The organism is Variovorax sp. efr-133-TYG-130 (assembly GCF_030208835.1).
Taxonomy (GTDB): Bacteria; Pseudomonadota; Gammaproteobacteria; order Burkholderiales; family Burkholderiaceae_C; genus Variovorax.
Map to the genome: position 1 here is coordinate 81,174 of NZ_JARVTD010000023.1, position 16,225 is coordinate 97,398.

Sequence of the window (16,225 nt, forward strand, 5' to 3'; positions counted from 1 at the left end):
CGACGCCTGGGCCGGGCGTCGCGCCGGTGTTGATGACCGGACGTTGGACACTATATCTAGGGTGCGAGGGGTGTACAACCCACTAGATGTAGCGTTTTCGTCTCGATACAAGCCTTGCCGGCAGCTCTTTCGGCGTAGGACAACAGCAGAGATGCCGCGTGAATACTGGGCTATGGTCGCGCAAGCCGCATGGGGCTTGGCTTGCGAGCCGATTTGGGCCTGCAAGGCGCATGGTTGCTTGATCGAGCGACAGACATTTTCGCATTGCCGCGACGCACGATCCGCGCATCGCGAGCCGCCGCGCGATTGAAAAAATTAGCGCTGCACCACCTGTGCAGGAAACATTTGTGGACTCCAGCCCAATTGCTCGCGCAGCAGGCGCCAGTCGAAACCGGCGCCGGGGTCTTGCTTGCGGCCCGGCGCGATGTGCTCGTGGCCGGCGATGTGAGCGATGGGATAGCGCTGCGCGATCGCGGCGCACAGGCTCGCGAGCGTCTCGTATTGCGGCTCGTCGAACAATTGGCCCTCGAGGCCTTCGAGTTCGATGCCGACCGAGTCGTCGTTGCAGTTGCCGCGGCCGCGCCACGACGACACGCCGGCATGCCAGGCGCGGTCGTCGCAGCTCACGAACTGCCAGAGTTCGCCGTTGCGGCGCACGTAGAAATGCGAGGACACCTCGAGCCCGCGGATCGACTGGAAGTAGGGGTGCGCGTCCCAGTCGAGCCGGTTGGTGAAGAGCCGCTGCACAGCGTCGCCGCCGTACTCGCCGGGCGGCAGGCTGATCGAATGGATCACGACGAGGTCGGTATTCGCGCCCGCGGGGCGGGGACCGAAGTTCGGAGAGGGCAGCGCCTTCGCGAAGCGGTACCAGCCGGCCTGCCAGAGCGCACCGTCGTCGTTGCCGCCTGCGGTGCCTTCAGTCGTCGGCATGGCTGCTCGCGCCATCGTCGCCGTTGGGCGTGGTGATGCCCAGGCGCGCGATGCGGTAGCGGATCTGGCGCAGGCTCATGCCGAGCCGCGCGGCGGCGGCGGTGCGGTTGAAGCCGCTGTCGTGCAGCGCGCGCACGAGAATCTCGCGCTCCTGCTGGTCGAGGTAGGCCTGCAGGTCGGACGGCAGCGGCGGCGGCGCGGGCTTGGGCGGCGCGACCGGCGCGGGAGCCGGCATGAGCATGGCGGGCGTCGTGATCTCCGGCATCAGCGGCGCCGGCGCGGACGCGGCGGCTTCGGCGGAGGCGGTGAAGCCGCCCATCAGGTCGAGGTGCAGCTCGTCGCCGTCGTTCAGTGCGACCGCGCGGTGCAGCAGGTTCTCGAGTTCGCGCACGTTGCCGTCGAGCGGGTGCATGCCGAGCCGGCGCAGCAGGTCGTCCGACAGGTGCGGCACCGGCATTCCGGCCTCGTGCGCAATGCGCGAGAGCAGCGCGGCGCACAGCGCGGGCAGGTCTTCGCGGCGGTCGCGCAGCGCGGGCACCGCGATCTCGATCACGTTGAGCCGGTAGAACAGGTCTTGCCGGAAGCGGCCGGCCTGCACCTCTGAATGAAGGTCCTTGTGGGTGGCGCTGACGATGCGCACGTCGACCGCGTCTTCCTGCGTGGAGCCGATCGAACGCACGCTGCGCTCCTGGATCGCGCGCAGCAGCTTCGACTGCATGGCCAGCGGCAGGTCGCCGATTTCGTCGAGGAACAGCGTGCCGCCTCGCGCGGCCTGGAAGTAGCCGTCGCGGTCTTGCGCCGAGCCGGTGTAGGAGCCCTTGCGGGCGCCGAAGAATTCGGCCTCGAGCAGGTTCTCGGGAATCGCGCCGCAGTTGACGGCCACGAACGGGCCGTCGCTGCGCTGGCTGCAGGCGTGCACCGCGCGCGCCACCAGTTCCTTGCCGGTGCCGGACTCTCCGCGCACCAGCACCGGCGCCATGCCGCGCGCCACCTTCGCGATGCGCGACTTGACGAGGCGCATGGGCTCCGAATCGCCGACGAGGCGCTCGAGCGCGGCGGCGCCGCTGTCCGACATGGCCACCGGCGCATCGTTGTTGTTGCCCGCCGCCGCGGCAGGCGCCGACCTGGCCGGCTGCTGCGCGGCATTGCGCGCCTGCACGGCGGAAGCGACCACGGCGCGGAACTGCTTGAGATCGACCGGCTTCGTGAGGTAGTCGAAGGCGCCGGCCTTCAGCGCCTCGACCGCGTTCTCGGCCGAGCCGTAGGCCGTCATCACCACGCAGCGCTCGCTGCGCTGCTCCTTCTGTATGCGATGGATGATTTCCATGCCCTGTCCGTCGGGCAGCCGCATGTCGGTGATGACCGCGTCGAAGCGGCCCGCCTCCAGGTGCTGCCATGCCTCGGACACGCTGCCCGCGGCCTCGACGCGATAGCCCTCGCGCAGCAGCGTCAGCTCGTAAAGCGTGCGCAGGTCGGGTTCGTCGTCGATGACCAGGATCTGCGCCGGCCGCTGGGTGGAAGGGGTGGGAATGCTCACGGCGCTATTGTGTCAGCCGGTTTTCGCTGGCGGCGAAGCTCACGAAGAATTCGTTGCCCTCCGGGCCGCCCTGGACCAGCGCGCGCCGCTCGTAGCCGATGGTGGCGCCGTGGCGCCGGCACAGCTCGCGGCACAGGAACAGGCCGAGTCCGCTGGAGCGGCTTTCCGACGAGAAAAACGGCTCGAACAGGTGCCGCTGCACCGCGGGCTCCAGCGGCGCGCCGTCGCTCCACACCATCAGGGCGGGGCGGCCCGAGGTGCCGCGCTGAAGGCTGGTCAGCACCTGGATCGAGCCTTCGCGCTTGCCGGCGTAGCGCGATGCGTTGTCGAGCAGGTTCACCAGCAGCCGGCGCAGGTGCTCGGCGTCGAAACGCACGTCGCTGCCGGCCGCATCGAGCGACACCTGCACGCCCTTGCGTTGCGTCTGGCGGATCCATTCCTCGGCCAGCACCTGCACCGCGGGGTCGAGCACGACCTGCTCGCCCAGCGACAGCACGCGCTGCTGGCGCGCCCGGGAAACATCGAGCACGTCGTCCACGATGCGCGCGAGCCGCTGCGCGTTGTGCTGCACCATGCTCGTGAGCTTGCGGTGCGCGGGGTCGGTCAGGTCTTCGTTGAGCAGCGCGCTGGCCTGCGTGATGGCGGCCAGCGGATTGCGGATTTCATGCGCGACCGCGGCGGACATGCGGCCCATCGCCGCCAGCTTCTCGGTGCGGATGCGGGCCTCGAGTTCACGCAAGTCCTGCAGGAACATCACGCACAGGCTGTCGAGCCGCTTGTCGTCGGCCGGTGTGAGCCGGGTGCGCACGCGCACCTCGCGCGCCGCGCCGCGCGCCTGCGCCACCGGAATTTCTTCCGACTGGGGCGCCCGGCGCGCGAAGGTCTGGCGCGCCAGCGCGGCCAGCGCGTGCCAGGCGGGCTGTGCGTGCAGGGGGAAAGGCAGCGTCAGCTTCGCCAGCCCCTGCCCGAGGATCGCGTCGGCCGCCGGATTGGCCGCATGCACCAGCCCTTCGGCGTCGATCACCAGCACGCCTTCGCTCAGCGTCTCGATCACCAGGTCGTTGACCTGCGCCTGCATCTGCGCACTGCTGCGGTTGCGCTGCGCCACCGCCTCCTCGCGCGCGAGCCGGCGTGCCAGTTCGTGCGCCAGCAGGGCCACCACGAAAAGCCCGGTGCCGGTGAGTGCCGCCTGCACGAAGCGGCCCGATGAGTCGACGGGCTGCTGCAGCCAGTGCCAGCCCGCGTCGGCCAGCAGCAGCAGCGTGACGGTGGACGTGGTGCCCAGGCCCACCACCACCGTGCCGAGCACCGCGCTCATGAGCACCGGCAGCGCGAACAGCGGCGTGTAGTTGACGTTGCCGCCCTGCATCACCTGCAGCGTGGTGAAGGCGGCCAGGTCGACGCCGACGGTGAGCAGCCACGGCGCGGTGAAGCCCCGGATCGGCGGCTGCAGGCGCGTGTAGCGCATGGTCAGCCAGGCAGTGACCAGGTAGACGGCGGAAATCCCGATGGCCAGCGGCTGCATCGTCTGTCCGAGCGCAAAGGCCACGCCCTGCAGCAGCACCAGCACCAGCGCGACGAAGCAACGCGCGGCCATGAAGCCGCGCCACAGCCGGATGAGGGCGGTGCTTTCGCTGCCGCCGAGCTCGAGCACGTCCCAGTCGGTGACAGGCTCGCCGCGCGACCAGAGGGGAGAACTCATTGGCGAAGGCGCTGCGTGGTCAGCGGCTCACGGTGGCGGCGTCGCGGTGAGCGGTGCTGCAGTAGACAGCGCCGCCCGGCCCGGCGATGGCGTCGGTCGCGGGCAGGTGCAGGCCGCAATGGGCGCAGCGCACCATGGCCTGGGGCGGTCCGACCGGGGTGGGCGGGCGCTGCTGCGCCTTGGCCGCGCGCTCGCGCATCGCGTCGCGCATTTCTTCGCGCCGGTTCTTGCGCCAGAGCCAGATCGCGACCCAGAGCACCGCGAGGACAAGGAGGTATTTCATACAGGAGGACGCGCGAGCACCACTTCGAGCACGAAGCGCGAGCCCACGTAGGCCAGCAGCAGCAGGGCGGAGCCGGCATAAAGCACGCGGCGCGCGGTGCGGCCGCGCCAGCCGAAGCGGACCCGGCCGATCAGCAGGACGGCGAAGGTGAGCCAGGCGAGCACCGAGAAGGTGGTCTTGTGGTCCCACTTCCAGAAGCGGCCGGCGGTGCCGTAGAGCTGCTCGCTGAACAGCAGGCCGGCCAGCAGCGTGGCCGAGAGCAGCACGAAGCCGGCGGTGACGAAACGGAAGGTGAGGCGTTCGAGCGTGAGCAGCGGCACGCCGCCCTGATGGGGTTCGGCGGTGGCCAGGCGGATCTGCTTTTCGGCGCGGGTGATCAGCCAGGCATGCACCACCGCGGCGCCGAACAGGCCGTACGAGGCGATGCCCAGCGCCAGGTGCAGCGGAAGCCAGGGCGAGGCCGAGACGTGCAGCGGCGTGCCCGCGAACAGTATGGCCAGCAGCACCGCGGCCGCGCCCAGCCAGGCAAGCGCGCGCCGCACCTTGAGCTGGGGATACATGCGGCTTTCGATCGCATAGACGGTGAGCACCAGCCACGCCGTGACCGACAGCGCGGGCGCGAAACCGAAGCGCGGCTCGCTGCCCATGAGGCCGTGAGCCAGTGCCAGGGCGTGCAAAAGCCACGCAATGCCGAGGGCCCATTGGGTCGCCTGGCGGCTCATCCGGGCCCCGGCGGCGGCGACGAATCCGTAGGCCACGGCGGTGGCGATGCCCAGCGCCACGCCGAGTGGAGAGGGGATCGCTAAAATCATCGGTGAAGTGTAATGGCTCGCCCCCAGGCTTCGCGTTGCTGCGCCTCCCCCCTACCGGGGGCAACACCAGCGGCCCGGCGAAGCCGGTTCCGCGGTGTTTCGCGAATGGGCAGCGCCCGCGACCGGCTTCAGGTTCCCCGACTTTTCATCGGTTCGCGCTAGCGGACAACAAGGTATTTCTTTCATGGCCACCGCCCTCACAGAAAAGTTCTCCCGCCTCGTCAAGACGATGAGCGGCCAGGCGCGCATCACCGAAAGCAACGTGCAGGACATGCTGCGCGAAGTGCGCATGGCGCTGCTGGAAGCCGACGTGGCGCTGCCCGTGGTGCGCGACTTCGTCGCCCGCGTGAAGGAAAAGGCGCTCGGCCAGGAAGTGCTGGGTTCGCTCAAGCCGGGCCAGGCGCTGGTCGGCATCGTCAACCGCGAGCTTGCCGCCACCATGGGCGAGGGCGTGTCCGACATCAACCTCGCGGCCCAGCCGCCGGCGGTGATCCTCATGGCCGGCCTGCAGGGCGCCGGCAAGACCACCACCACCGCCAAGCTGGCCAAGCACCTGATCGAGAAGCGCAAGAAGAAGGTGCTTACCGTGTCGGGTGACGTGTACCGTCCCGCCGCCATCGAGCAGCTCAAGACCGTGACGAAGCAGGCCGGCGCCGAGTGGTTCCCGAGCACGCCCGACCAGAAGCCGCTGGACATCGCGCGCGCCGCGCTCGACCACGCCAAGCGCCACTATTTCGACGTGCTGCTGGTCGACACGGCCGGCCGCCTGGCCATCGACGAAGTGCTGATGGCCGAAATCAAGCAGCTGCACGCGGCGCTCGACCCGGTCGAAACCCTGTTCGTGGTCGATGCCATGCAGGGCCAGGACGCGATCAACACCGCCAAGGCCTTCAAGGAGGCGCTGCCGCTCACCGGCATCATCCTGACCAAGACCGACGGCGATTCGCGCGGCGGTGCGGCGCTGTCGGTGCGCCAGGTCACGGGCGTGCCGATCAAGTTCGCCGGCGTGAGCGAGAAGATCGACGGCCTGGAAGTGTTCGACGCCGAGCGCCACGCGGGCCGCATCCTGGGCATGGGCGACATCGTCGCGCTGGTCGAGCAGGTCACGGCCGGCGTCGACGTGGCGGCGGCGCAGAAGCTCGCGGCCAAGGTCAAGAGCGGCGCGGGCTTCGACCTGAACGACTTCCTCGGCCAGCTGCAGCAGATGAAGCAGATGGGCGGCCTCTCCAGCCTGATGGACAAGCTGCCCGCGCAGATGGCCGCCAAGGCCACCGAAGCCGACATGACCCGCGCCGAGCGCGACATCCGCCGCAAGGAAGGCATCATCAACAGCATGACGCCGCTGGAGCGCCGCAAGCCCGAGCTGCTGAAGGCCACGCGCAAGCGCCGCATCGCCGCCGGTGCCGGCGTGCAGGTCCAGGAAGTGAACCGCCTGCTCAACGAGTTCGAGCAGATGCAGGGAATGATGAAGAAGATGAAGGGCGGCGGCCTCATGAAGATGATGAAGCGCATGGGCGGCATGAAGGGCATGGGCGGGATGGGTGGTCCCGGCGGGCCGAAGCTGCCGTTCTGAGCGGCGCACTCCACGCACACATATATATAAGAGGGCCCGCCGGTTCGCACCGGCGGGCCCTCTGTCTTTCAGGTCTGCATTTCAGGTCTGTACCTCGTAGACCGTCTCGTGCGCTTCCACCGGCGCCGGCAGCTCCCAGCGGTGCAGCATGCGCTCGATGCCCGCGTTCGACAGCGTCGTGTCGCGCTCTCGGTTGCGGCGCATCAGCTCGGCGTGCGGCACCTCCAGGTACACCAGCTCGATCTGCGCGTGGTAGGCCCACAGCAGATCGAGCGTCTTGGTGCGCATCTGCTGGCTCAGGTGCGTGGCGTTCCAGACGAAGCGCTCGTGCCTGCGCAGCAACGCCTTGGCCTGGTCGACCGCATGGTGCGCCGCCATGCCGTCGTTCTCGCAGTGCCTGAGGCCCAGTTCGGTCCGCGCATCGTCGAAGGAAACCACCGGCAACCCCTTGCGGTGCTGCGCCACCCAGTGGTTCTTGCCGCTGGCCGGCAGGCCGCACATCACCGTCACCCGGGAGCCCGGGTTCTGGAACAGCGGGTAGTCGGGGCTGGTGTCGGCACCGCGGAAGTAGGCCAGGCGCGTGTGGGCGTCGGCCATCTGGCGCGGGCCTTGCCAGCAGCCTTCTTCCTGCGCCAGTTCTTCGAACAGCGCGATGTCGGCCATGCTGTCGGCACGCTTTTCATAGTGGCGCCCCAGCATGTCGCAGCGCGCCACGCAGCACAGGTCGGACAGGCTCAGCTCCCACGAAAGCTTGTGCACCAGCCATTCAGGCCGCACGCCCTTGCGCGAGGCGAAGGCATGGAACGGCAGCTGGTGCACGGCGATGATCCGGCAGACGGCTTCGCGCAACGCGAACGGCACGTGGGCCTTCCACATCAGCACGCGCACATCGACCGAGCCGCGGCGCGAATGGCCCGGCTGGCCGATGCGGCCGCTGGCTTCGTCGATCACCGTGGTGTCGGGCTTGGCGATGTCGTGCAGCAGGCAGGCCATGAACAGCACGAAGCGGCCGTCGGCATCGGCGCGCTGGTAGTGCGCGTCCTGCATCAGGGCGTCGAGCACCATGCGCGTGTGGATGCCGACGTTGCCTTCGGCGTGGTAGTACGGGTCTTGCGGCGTCTCTTCGAGGCGCAGCAAGGCCGGCAGCAGTTCGCAGCATTGCGCCCAGTCGGCGCCGTTGCCGGGCGCGGGCACCAGGGCGCGCAGGTCGTCGTGAGTCATCGCGTCCTCCTTGCGGTTGCGAGTTCGGCGGGGTCGCGCAAGGTGCGCAGGCCCAGGTCTTGCCACGTTATTTGCGGCGTCGGCGCGTAGAGGTCGGCGCCCGGCGCCAGTCGGTTCGGCAGCACCGGCCTGCGGCTGTGGTGCGAGCCCGAGTCCAGGATGGTCTGCACGAAGTCCGGGCGGACCCACTTGTAGCGGCCCGTCACCCGGCCGTCCGATTCCGTCTTGAGATACAGGCCCTCTGCAAGCTCGGACAGGTCGGTCTGCTGCCGCACGAGATCGAGCGGCTGGCCTTCATGCGCCACGGCCTGCTCGAATGCCGTCTTCCAGTGCGCGCTGCGCGCCAGCGAAGGCCGCACGAGCGCTTGCAGTGCCTTTGCATGGCGCGGCATCTCGCCTTCGTAGAGCACAGGAACCGGCAGTACCGGACTGCCATCGAGCAGCGCATGCCGTGCCGGCGTCGACAGAAAGCACTGCGCCTGCCGGTCGTAGAGGTCGAACTCCAGGAAGAACGCCGGCAGCCGGTCGTACCAGCAGCTGTGCTTGGCAAAGCACCATTCGCCGTACATCACGTACCGGTCTTCGAGCCGCTCGAGCAATGCGGCTTCATGCGCCGCGGCCCAGTGCTTGAACAGGTTGAACTGGCGCTCGCCGGCGCCGCCCGCGAGGTAGTGGCCGCGCGACTGCAGCAGCAGTTCGCCCGCCGGGGTGAACGACACGGCGGCATTGGCGCCATCGAGTTTTTCCTCGATGACGACGTCCATGCCGTGCAGTCCGGACAGCGGCGTCTGGCCGTCGTCGGTGTCGCCCGCCTGCAGGCGGGAGCCTTCCAGGTGCGCAGTACGCGGGTACTTGAGCAGCGGGATCGATGAAAGGGAAGAGAGAGTAAACACGTTGGTTCTCCGGATGCGAATCAGGAAGGACCGACAACGTGCGGGAGCGAAGCTGGAAGAGACCGGGGGATCGGGAGCGACTTCCACGGCGGTGAAGACGCCGTGTCTGGTCAGCGGGGTACGCAGCTTGGCGCCCGACATGACCAGCAATGAAGTGGTGTTGTCGGCGTCAGAGGGTGATGACGGCGAATCGGGGCACTTGGCGCTCCAGTGAAGGCTGAGGTTGAAGGAAGGCGCGGATTCTATAAGCACACAGCGCCGCCGGCGAAGCGGCCTGTTGTTTACTTGCCCTTGCTCTTTTCCGGCAGCGCGTAGGCGATGACATAGTCGCCGCGGTCCGGCGACTGCCGCGCGCCGCCCGCGCCCACCACGACATACTGCCGGCCGGTCTTGGGCGACACATAGGTCATCGGCCCCGACTGGCTGCCCACCGGCAGCCGTGCTTTCCAGATTTCCTTGCCGCTCGCGGTGTCGAATGCGCGAAGGTAGAAGTCCTGCGTTCCCGCGAAGAACAGCAGGCCCGACTGCGTGGCCAGCGACGCGCCCAGCGTCGGCATGCCGATCGGTATCGGCAGGTGCATGCGGATGCCGAGCGGGCCGGTGTCGCGCACCGTGCCCACCGGCACCTGCCACACCAGCTTGCGCGTCTTCAGGTCGATGGCCGACATCGTGCCGAAGGGCGGCGCCTGGCACGGTATGCCCAGCTGCGACAGGAAGCGTTCGCGCATCGCGCCGAAGGGCGTGCCTTCCTGCGGCACCACGCCCATCTCGATGCCGCTGGCGCCGGCCGGAATCTGCGCGCGCGGCACCAGGTAGTTGGCGAGGCCGAGGCGCATGTCGTTCACGAACATGTAGCTGCTGGTCGGGTCGACCGACACGCTGCCCCAGTTCATGCCGCCCAGCGAACCCGGGAACTGCAGCGCGTGGTCGAGGCCGGGCGGCGTGTAGACGCCTTCGTGGCGCATGCCCTTGAAGGCGATGCGGCACAGCAGCTGGTCGAAGGGCGTGGCGCCCCACATGTCGGATTCGGCCAATGTCTTGTTGCCGATCGAGGGCATGCCCACCGAATAGGGCTGCGTCGGCGAATAGCGCTCGCCGGGCACGTTGCCCTGCGGCACGGGGCGCTCCTGCACTTCGGCGATGGGCTTTCCGGTCTCGCGGTCGAGCATGAAGATCTCGCCCTGCTTGGTGACCTGCACGAGCGCGGGCTGCGTGCCGCCCTTGCCGTCGGGAATGTCGTGGAGCAGCGGCTGCGCGGGCAGGTCGAAGTCCCAGAGGTCGTGGTGGGTGGTCTGGAAGCTCCAGCGCACCTTGCCCGTCTTCGCGTCGAGCGCGACCACCGACGAGCTGTACTTGTCGTCGAACGGCGTGCGCTCGCCGGCCCAGAAGTCGGGCGTGGCGTTGCCGGTGGGCAGGTAGATGAGCCCGAGCTTCGGGTCGTACGACATGGCCGACCACACATTGGGCGTGCCGCGCGTGTAGGTCTGGCCTGGCGGCGGCAGTCGCGTGACCGCCGGGTTGCCCGGGTCCCAGGCCCAGGCGAGTTCGCCGCTGACGGCGTTGTAGGCCCGCACCACGCCGGGCGGCTCGTCGGTCGAGAAGTTGTCGGCCACGCGGCCGCCCACCACCACCAGGTCGCCAGCGACCAGCGGTGTCGATGTCTGCTGGTAGTAGCCGTCCTTCACGTCGCCCATGCCGGCCTTGAGATCGACGACGCCCTGCCTGCCGAAATCGGCGCAGGGCTTGCCGGTGGCGGCATCGACGGCGATCAGGCGGGCGTCGATGGTGGGCAGCAGCAGGCGCTGGCGGCAGGCACCCGGCGTGCTGCCGGGCGTGGGCGTCGCGCCGGCCGCGAGCCCATCCTGGTCGTGATAGCCGAGCCCGCGGCAGCGCTGCCAGTTGGGGGCGGTGGCCTTGGGGTCGTAGCGCCAGAGTTCGGCGCCGGTGTCCGCGTCGAGCGCGACGATCTTGCTGTAGGCCGTGCACACGTACACCGTGGTGCCGATCTGCAGCGGCGTGTTCTGGTCTTCCGCGCCCGAGCCGTTGCTCTGCGGCACGTCGCCGGTGTGGGCGGTCCATGCGACCTGCAACTGGTCGACGTTGTCCCTGGTGATCTGGTCGAGCGCCGCGAAGCGGTCGCCCGCCGTGGTGTTGCCCCAGTGGCGCCATTCCTTCTGCGCGGCTTCGGGCTTGACCGGCACGACCGCAGGCACGGGGCCTTGCGCGACGACCACCGCGGCCGGCACGAAGGCATAGCCGCCGACCAGCACCAAGGCAACAGCCAGCAGCGCCGCAACGACGCGCGCCCCGCGCACGACCCTGGCGCCTGGCACGCGCACCAGCGCCGGGTAGGCCAGCGCCACCAGCACGCCCAGCACGCCGAACGCCACCAGCCGCGACACCAGCGGCCAGAAATTCCAACCCGCATCCCGCACGGCCCACACCGCAGTGCCCGCCAGTGTCAATGCGAAGAGCCAGGCGCCGGTCGGCCGGTGCCTTGCAACGAGCAGGCCCGAAACCAGCAGCGCAAGGCCGGCCAGGACGAAGTACCAGCTGCCGCCCAGGGCCGCGAGGTAGGCGCCGCCGACCGCGAGGAAGGCGCCCATCAGCATCGTGAGCGCACCGAGCGCGATCAGCCCGATCGACGCCGCGAGCGGCCTTCGTCTTTGTTCCATGGAACCGAACCCCTTGTGCTGGCCTGACGTTCCAGTCTGCCATGAAAAAAGCCGGCGCAATGGCCGGCTTCTTGGGGGGAGGCTTGGACGCTTCAGCGCATCATGCGGTCGCCAGTGCGGCCGGACGGGCCAGGCGCACCGCGTGCATCCAGGCGCGGCGCAGCACGGCCGGCGAGCGCGATTCCTCGGGAATCAGCAGGAAGCCGCGGTCGCGCAGCGTGGTGCCCAGCGCGATCTGGCTGGTCAGCACGGTCAGCGGAATCGCCAGCAGCAGCGGCAGGCCGACCGGCATGAGCCAGATCAGCGCGCTCGGGTCGATCAGGGCGACGCCGACAGCCAGGGCGGCGATCACCAGCGTCATGGGAGCCAGCTGCGAGGCGGCGATCTTCCACGGCACGGCGGCGGCTTCACGCGGGGGCGACTTCCAGTCGAGCTTGATGCCGGTGAGGGCCACCACCACGAACAGCGAGTGCGCGAGCATGCGGACCGGAGCCTGCACGATGGCCAGGAAGCTTTCGAGCGCGGAGCTCTTCACCAGGCCCCACACACCGCCGTACTGGCGTTGTTCACCGCGCATCAGCACGGCGGCGATGCCCAGCACGCGCGGCAGGAACAGCAGGCACAGGGTCCAGACCCACAGGCCGGCCAGTTCGGCGGGCAGCACGTTCCAGCTCGACACGATGCTCGAACCGCTCAGCCACAGGGCGGTGCCCAGCGTCAGGAAGGCAAGCCACAGCGGAGCCGAGACATAAGCCATGGTGCCGGTCACGAACATTGCGCGGTGCACCGAGTGGATGCCGGGTTCGGCCATCAGGCGGGCGTTCTGCAGGTTGCCCTGGCACCAGCGGCGGTCGCGTTGCAGCTCGGCCAGCAGGTCCGGCGGTTGCTGCTCGTAGCTGCCGACCAGGTCGGACACCAGCCACACGTTGTAGCCGGCACGGCGCATCAGCGCGGCTTCCACGAAGTCGTGCGACATGATGCCGCCCGACATGCCGCCGGTGCCCTTGATCGGGGCCAGCGCGCAATGCTTCATGAAGGGCTCGACGCGGATGATGGCGTTGTGGCCCCAGTAGTGCGATTCGCCCAGTTGCCAGAACTGCATGCCCAGCGTGAACAGGCGGCCCGTCACGCGGGAAGCGAATTGCTGTGCGCGGGCGTGCAGCGTGACGTGGCCGATGGCCTGCGTCGCGGTCTGGATGATGCCGGCGGTCGGGTTGGCTTCCATCAGCTTGACCATCGAGGTCAGGCAGTCGCCGCTCATCACCGAGTCGGCGTCGAGCACGACCATGTAGCGGTAGTCCTTGCCCCAGCGGCGGCAGAAGTCGGCCACGTTGCCGGCCTTGCGGTGCGTGCGGCGGGTGCGCAGGCGGTAGTACACCTCGACCTGCGGCTGGTTCGGGCTTTCGGCCAGCGCGGCGCGCAGGTCTTCCCAGGCGGCGCGTTCGGCGGCGGCGGTCTCGGGGTTGTAGCTGTCGGACAGCACGAACACGTCGAACTGCCTGGCGTGGCCGGTGGCAGCGACGGATTCGCAGGTGGCGCGCAGGCCGGCGAACACGGTGGCCACGTCCTCGTTGCAGATCGGCATGATGATCGCCGTGCGTGCCTCGGGGTTCATCGGATGGTTGGCGACCTGCTTGGCCGACAGCGCGTGCTTGTCACCGCGCACCGAAACGTAGAAGCCCATGAGGGCGGTCACGAAGCCGGTGACGACCCAGCCGGACAGCAGGCCGTACAGGCCGATCTGGCCGTATTCGAGCCAGACGTTGTCGTAGTCGGGTTGCACGCTGGCGAACAGCGACGACGCGATCACGGTGCTCAGCAGGGTGAGCATCATGAAGGCGAGGCGGCGCCGGGCGGCGGCACGTTGCCAGGGTTGCTTGGTTTCAGTGGCGGCCTGGGTTTCGGCGTCGCGGCCGGCGCCCAGCTTCACGAGCGCGGCGGTGCCGAGGCTGTTCCAGAAACCGCGCCAGGGGCGGGGCACCATCGAGCCGCGGTTGATGGGAGGCGCGGTGACGGCGTTGGGGTGGCGTTCCTCGCGCACCGGGCTGCGGTGTGCGAAGTCGGTCTCCGCCAGAACATTCAGATGCGAAAAGTCGTTTGGTTTCATGTGATTTACCAACGTTGCTTGTCGAGGGAAGGGGTGTCGCCAATGGCCGGAAGGCGCTTGAAGACGCAATCGGTAGCGGCGCCGCCTGCGCTTGCGAGCGCGGCCAGCGAATGACCCGCGGCGCGGGGCCGCGAGGGGGAAAACTGCTTTTGACGCAGGCCGTCGCGCTGCTGGCGCAGTGCGAAAGATGGGCTGGTGAGTGCTGTCATGCCTGTACAGGGGCAAACCCTGTGCCAGGCTGGAAAAACGCTTTCAGATCAATGACTTGGGGCGATCTGGATGTCGTTTTGACGGTGGAGGCGGGCTGGCGGCCCCCAAAACCCCCGAATTTGTCGCCGAATCCCGACAAGCCTGCCGGGCTCGTGCGGTTTGGCTATACAAATCAACGACTTAGCTGCGTCGCTACTCGGCGACAGGGTCGCTACCCCCAGCGACAGCGTCGGCCTTGAAGTGCCCGGGCGTGAGCTCGTGCTTCTGCAACAGCCGGTAGAACTCCGTGCGATTCCGGTCGGCCAGGCGGGCTGCGTCGGCCACGTTGCCGTCGGTCAGCTTGAGCAGGCCGACGAGGTAGTCGCGCTCGAAGCGCTGCTTGGCCTCGGCATAGGTCTGGACCTCGACGCTGGGCACGCGCAGCGCGCGCTGCACCAGCGCCAGCGGGATCAGCGGCGAGCTCGACAGCGCGCACACCTGCTCCACCACGTTGAACAGCTGGCGCACGTTGCCCGGCCAGGCGGCCGTGGTCAGCGCCTTCAGCGCCTCGGGCGCGAAGCCCGACAGCCGCTTGCCGTACTTGGTCGACAGCCGCTGCAGGAAGTGGTTGGCCAGCAGCGGGATGTCTTCGCGCCGCGCCGACAGCGGCGGCAGCGTGAGCGTCACCACGTTCAGGCGGTAATAGAGGTCTTCGCGGAACTGTCCGGCTTCCATCGCCGCGTCGAGGTCGCGGTGGGTGGCCGAGACGATGCGCACGTCGACCTGGATCGACTGGCTCGCGCCCAGCGGGCGCACCGCGCGCTCCTGCAGCACGCGCAGCAGCTTGACCTGCAGGGCGGGCGGCATGTCCCCGATTTCGTCGAGCAGCAGCGTGCCGCCGTCGGCCTGCTGGAACAGGCCCTTGTGGTTGGCATGGGCGTCGGTGAAGGCGCCCTTCATGTGGCCGAACAGCTCCGACTCGAGCAGCGCCTCGGGGATGGCGCCGCAATTGACCGCCACGAAAGGCTTGTCGGCGCGCGCGCTGGCCTTGTGGATGGCACGCGCCAGCAGTTCCTTGCCGGCGCCGGAGTCGCCGCGCAGCAGCACCGAAGCATCCGACTTGGCCACCATGCGCGCCTCGGCCAGCAGCTCGGCCATGCGGTTGCTGCGGCTCACGATCTCGGAGCGCCAGCTGTCGTCGCCGGTCTTGCTCGGCGTGGTGGTCGGCGCGCCGAGGGCCAGCGCCTGGGAGATCTTGTCGAGCAGCTCGCGGCCGTCGTAGGGCTTGGTGAGGTAGGTGAACACGCCGCGCGCCGTGGCCTCGACCGCGTCGGGAATGGTGCCGTGCGCGGTCAGCAGGATGACGGGCAGCGACGGATGGCGCTTGCGGATCTCGTCGAACAGCTGGAGGCCGTCGCGCCCGGGCAGGCGCACGTCGCTCAGCACCAGTTGCGGATGCTCGATCTCGAGCTGGGTGAGCGCGGTTTCGGCCGAGGTCACGGCCGTGACCTGGTAACCCGCCGAGCTCAGCCGCATCGAGAGCAGCCGCAGCATGTCCGGGTCGTCGTCGACCACGAGGAGGCGGGCGCCGGTAGTGCTCATTGGCTGGATCTGCTTCCGTTGGGAGGTGGGTTGGCCGGCAGGGTGTTGGGCCGGGCGAAGCTGCGTTCGATGGCGCGCAGCGCCTCGATGCGGTCGTTCAACTGGTCGATGCGGCGCTGGCTGTCGCGCAGCTGCTGCGCCTGCTTGTCGCGGTCGTCCTCGACGCGGCGCTGTTCCACGTAGCGCGCGGCCAGGGCGCGCGACAGCGGCTGCAGGGCCTGCGCCTCGGGCGACGGGTTGGCGTTCACGCGCTGCAGCAGGCCCAGGGCGCGCGCCAGGTCGGCCGGCGTTCGCGTCTGCGAAAGCAGCAGTGCCAGCTGCATCTGGGTGGTGGGCGAATCGCCGGGGTCGCCGATGCGCGCGATCTCGGCGCTCAGGTCGGCGCCGTTCAGCGGGCGCACCTTGTCGGCATACGACAGCATGGCGGCCACGGGCCCCTGCGTCATCAGTGTGAAGAGCGAGGCCGGCTGCGTGGCGGGCGCCTTGGGTTCGGCCTCGACCGGCATCACGCGCGGCAGGACCACGGGCGGCGGCAGCGCATCGGCTTCCGGCGGCGGCTTGGGTTGCGTGGAGCAGGCGGTCAGCAGCAGGGCGAATGGCACGGCCATGGCCCCGGCGAAGATGGAACTGCGGACGAACGAAAAAGACATGGGTCGAAAAAGAGGACGCGGGGCGGTCAGGCAGTGTTGGAGTGGGGCCCG

General features: G+C 69.0%; 13 protein-coding genes. 1 reads left to right on the forward strand and 12 read right to left on the reverse strand.

Annotated features, from left to right (window positions below; all coding sequences use genetic code 11):
* Positions 1 to 315: 315 nt before the first annotated feature.
* From ampD to QRN67_RS19940, 5 genes are read right to left on the reverse strand one after another with little or no spacing between them, the layout of a single operon-like run.
* On the reverse strand, positions 316 to 930 hold the full coding sequence (gene ampD / locus QRN67_RS19920) for a 1,6-anhydro-N-acetylmuramyl-L-alanine amidase AmpD (RefSeq protein WP_285413233.1): 615 nt from the start codon (positions 928 to 930) through the stop codon (positions 316 to 318).
* Positions 917 to 2,467 (reverse strand): sigma-54-dependent transcriptional regulator, encoded by a 1,551-nt coding sequence (locus tag QRN67_RS19925; RefSeq protein WP_106935680.1) that lies wholly within the window; start codon positions 2,465 to 2,467, stop codon positions 917 to 919. Before QRN67_RS19925 ends, ampD begins: the two co-directional genes overlap by 14 nt.
* Before the next feature lie 4 nt (positions 2,468 to 2,471).
* The gene (locus QRN67_RS19930; RefSeq protein WP_285413234.1) at positions 2,472 to 4,169 is read right to left on the reverse strand and encodes a two-component system sensor histidine kinase NtrB; all 1,698 of its coding nucleotides are present in this window, start codon (positions 4,167 to 4,169) and stop codon (positions 2,472 to 2,474) included.
* Positions 4,170 to 4,188: 19 nt separating this feature from the next.
* The gene (locus tag QRN67_RS19935) at positions 4,189 to 4,452 is read right to left on the reverse strand and encodes a PP0621 family protein (protein WP_081270254.1); all 264 of its coding nucleotides are present in this window, start codon (positions 4,450 to 4,452) and stop codon (positions 4,189 to 4,191) included.
* Complete coding sequence (locus QRN67_RS19940; protein WP_081270255.1) at positions 4,449 to 5,264, reverse strand: cytochrome C assembly family protein; 816 nt, start codon at positions 5,262 to 5,264, stop codon at positions 4,449 to 4,451. Before QRN67_RS19940 ends, QRN67_RS19935 begins: the two co-directional genes overlap by 4 nt.
* Positions 5,265 to 5,448: 184 nt before the next feature.
* Here QRN67_RS19940 and ffh point away from each other — a divergent pair, with 184 nt between their 5' ends.
* Positions 5,449 to 6,837: a signal recognition particle protein gene (gene ffh / locus QRN67_RS19945; RefSeq protein WP_081270256.1), complete on the forward strand. Its 1,389-nt coding sequence runs from the start codon at positions 5,449 to 5,451 to the stop codon at positions 6,835 to 6,837.
* Between the two features lie 81 nt (positions 6,838 to 6,918).
* Here ffh and QRN67_RS19950 read toward each other — a convergent pair whose 3' ends face one another.
* From QRN67_RS19950 to QRN67_RS19980, 7 genes are all read right to left on the reverse strand, one after another.
* A complete protein-coding gene (locus QRN67_RS19950) occupies positions 6,919 to 8,058 on the reverse strand; it encodes an AAA family ATPase (RefSeq protein ID WP_285413235.1) in 1,140 nt (379 codons plus the stop codon).
* A complete protein-coding gene (locus QRN67_RS19955; protein ID WP_285413236.1) occupies positions 8,055 to 8,951 on the reverse strand; it encodes an RNA ligase family protein in 897 nt (298 codons plus the stop codon). Before QRN67_RS19955 ends, QRN67_RS19950 begins: the two co-directional genes overlap by 4 nt.
* Positions 8,952 to 9,232: 281 nt before the next feature.
* Entirely contained in the window at positions 9,233 to 11,626 is a 2,394-nt protein-coding gene (locus QRN67_RS19960; protein ID WP_285413237.1) for a glucose/quinate/shikimate family membrane-bound PQQ-dependent dehydrogenase, read from the reverse strand.
* Between the two features lie 100 nt (positions 11,627 to 11,726).
* Positions 11,727 to 13,733, reverse strand: a complete 2,007-nt coding sequence (gene mdoH / locus QRN67_RS19965; RefSeq protein ID WP_285413238.1) for a glucans biosynthesis glucosyltransferase MdoH — start codon at positions 13,731 to 13,733, stop codon at positions 11,727 to 11,729.
* Between the two features lie 5 nt (positions 13,734 to 13,738).
* Positions 13,739 to 13,942: a hypothetical protein gene (locus QRN67_RS19970; RefSeq protein WP_081271440.1), complete on the reverse strand. Its 204-nt coding sequence runs from the start codon at positions 13,940 to 13,942 to the stop codon at positions 13,739 to 13,741.
* Positions 13,943 to 14,135: 193 nt separating this feature from the next.
* Entirely contained in the window at positions 14,136 to 15,524 is a 1,389-nt protein-coding gene (locus QRN67_RS19975) for a sigma 54-interacting transcriptional regulator (RefSeq protein ID WP_081271439.1), read from the reverse strand.
* Positions 15,521 to 16,174, reverse strand: coding sequence for a hypothetical protein (locus tag QRN67_RS19980; protein ID WP_081271438.1), 654 nt, complete (start codon positions 16,172 to 16,174; stop codon positions 15,521 to 15,523). The genes QRN67_RS19975 and QRN67_RS19980 overlap by 4 nt, the downstream gene beginning before the upstream one ends.
* Positions 16,175 to 16,225 lie beyond the last annotated feature (51 nt).

Coding starts and splice junctions, on each gene's coding strand:
- QRN67_RS19950 (WP_285413235.1), bottom strand. CDS start 8,058: ATGACTCACGACGACCTGCGCGCCCTGGTGCCCGCGCCCGGCAACGGC.
- QRN67_RS19960 (WP_285413237.1), bottom strand. CDS start 11,626: ATGGAACAAAGACGAAGGCCGCTCGCGGCGTCGATCGGGCTGATCGCG.
- ampD (WP_285413233.1), bottom strand. CDS start 930: ATGCCGACGACTGAAGGCACCGCAGGCGGCAACGACGACGGTGCGCTC.
- QRN67_RS19975 (WP_081271439.1), bottom strand. CDS start 15,524: ATGAGCACTACCGGCGCCCGCCTCCTCGTGGTCGACGACGACCCGGAC.
- QRN67_RS19980 (WP_081271438.1), bottom strand. CDS start 16,174: ATGTCTTTTTCGTTCGTCCGCAGTTCCATCTTCGCCGGGGCCATGGCC.
- mdoH (WP_285413238.1), bottom strand. CDS start 13,733: ATGAAACCAAACGACTTTTCGCATCTGAATGTTCTGGCGGAGACCGAC.
- QRN67_RS19940 (WP_081270255.1), bottom strand. CDS start 5,264: ATGATTTTAGCGATCCCCTCTCCACTCGGCGTGGCGCTGGGCATCGCC.
- QRN67_RS19935 (WP_081270254.1), bottom strand. CDS start 4,452: ATGAAATACCTCCTTGTCCTCGCGGTGCTCTGGGTCGCGATCTGGCTC.
- ffh (WP_081270256.1), top strand. CDS start 5,449: ATGGCCACCGCCCTCACAGAAAAGTTCTCCCGCCTCGTCAAGACGATG.
- QRN67_RS19970 (WP_081271440.1), bottom strand. CDS start 13,942: ATGACAGCACTCACCAGCCCATCTTTCGCACTGCGCCAGCAGCGCGAC.
- QRN67_RS19930 (WP_285413234.1), bottom strand. CDS start 4,169: ATGAGTTCTCCCCTCTGGTCGCGCGGCGAGCCTGTCACCGACTGGGAC.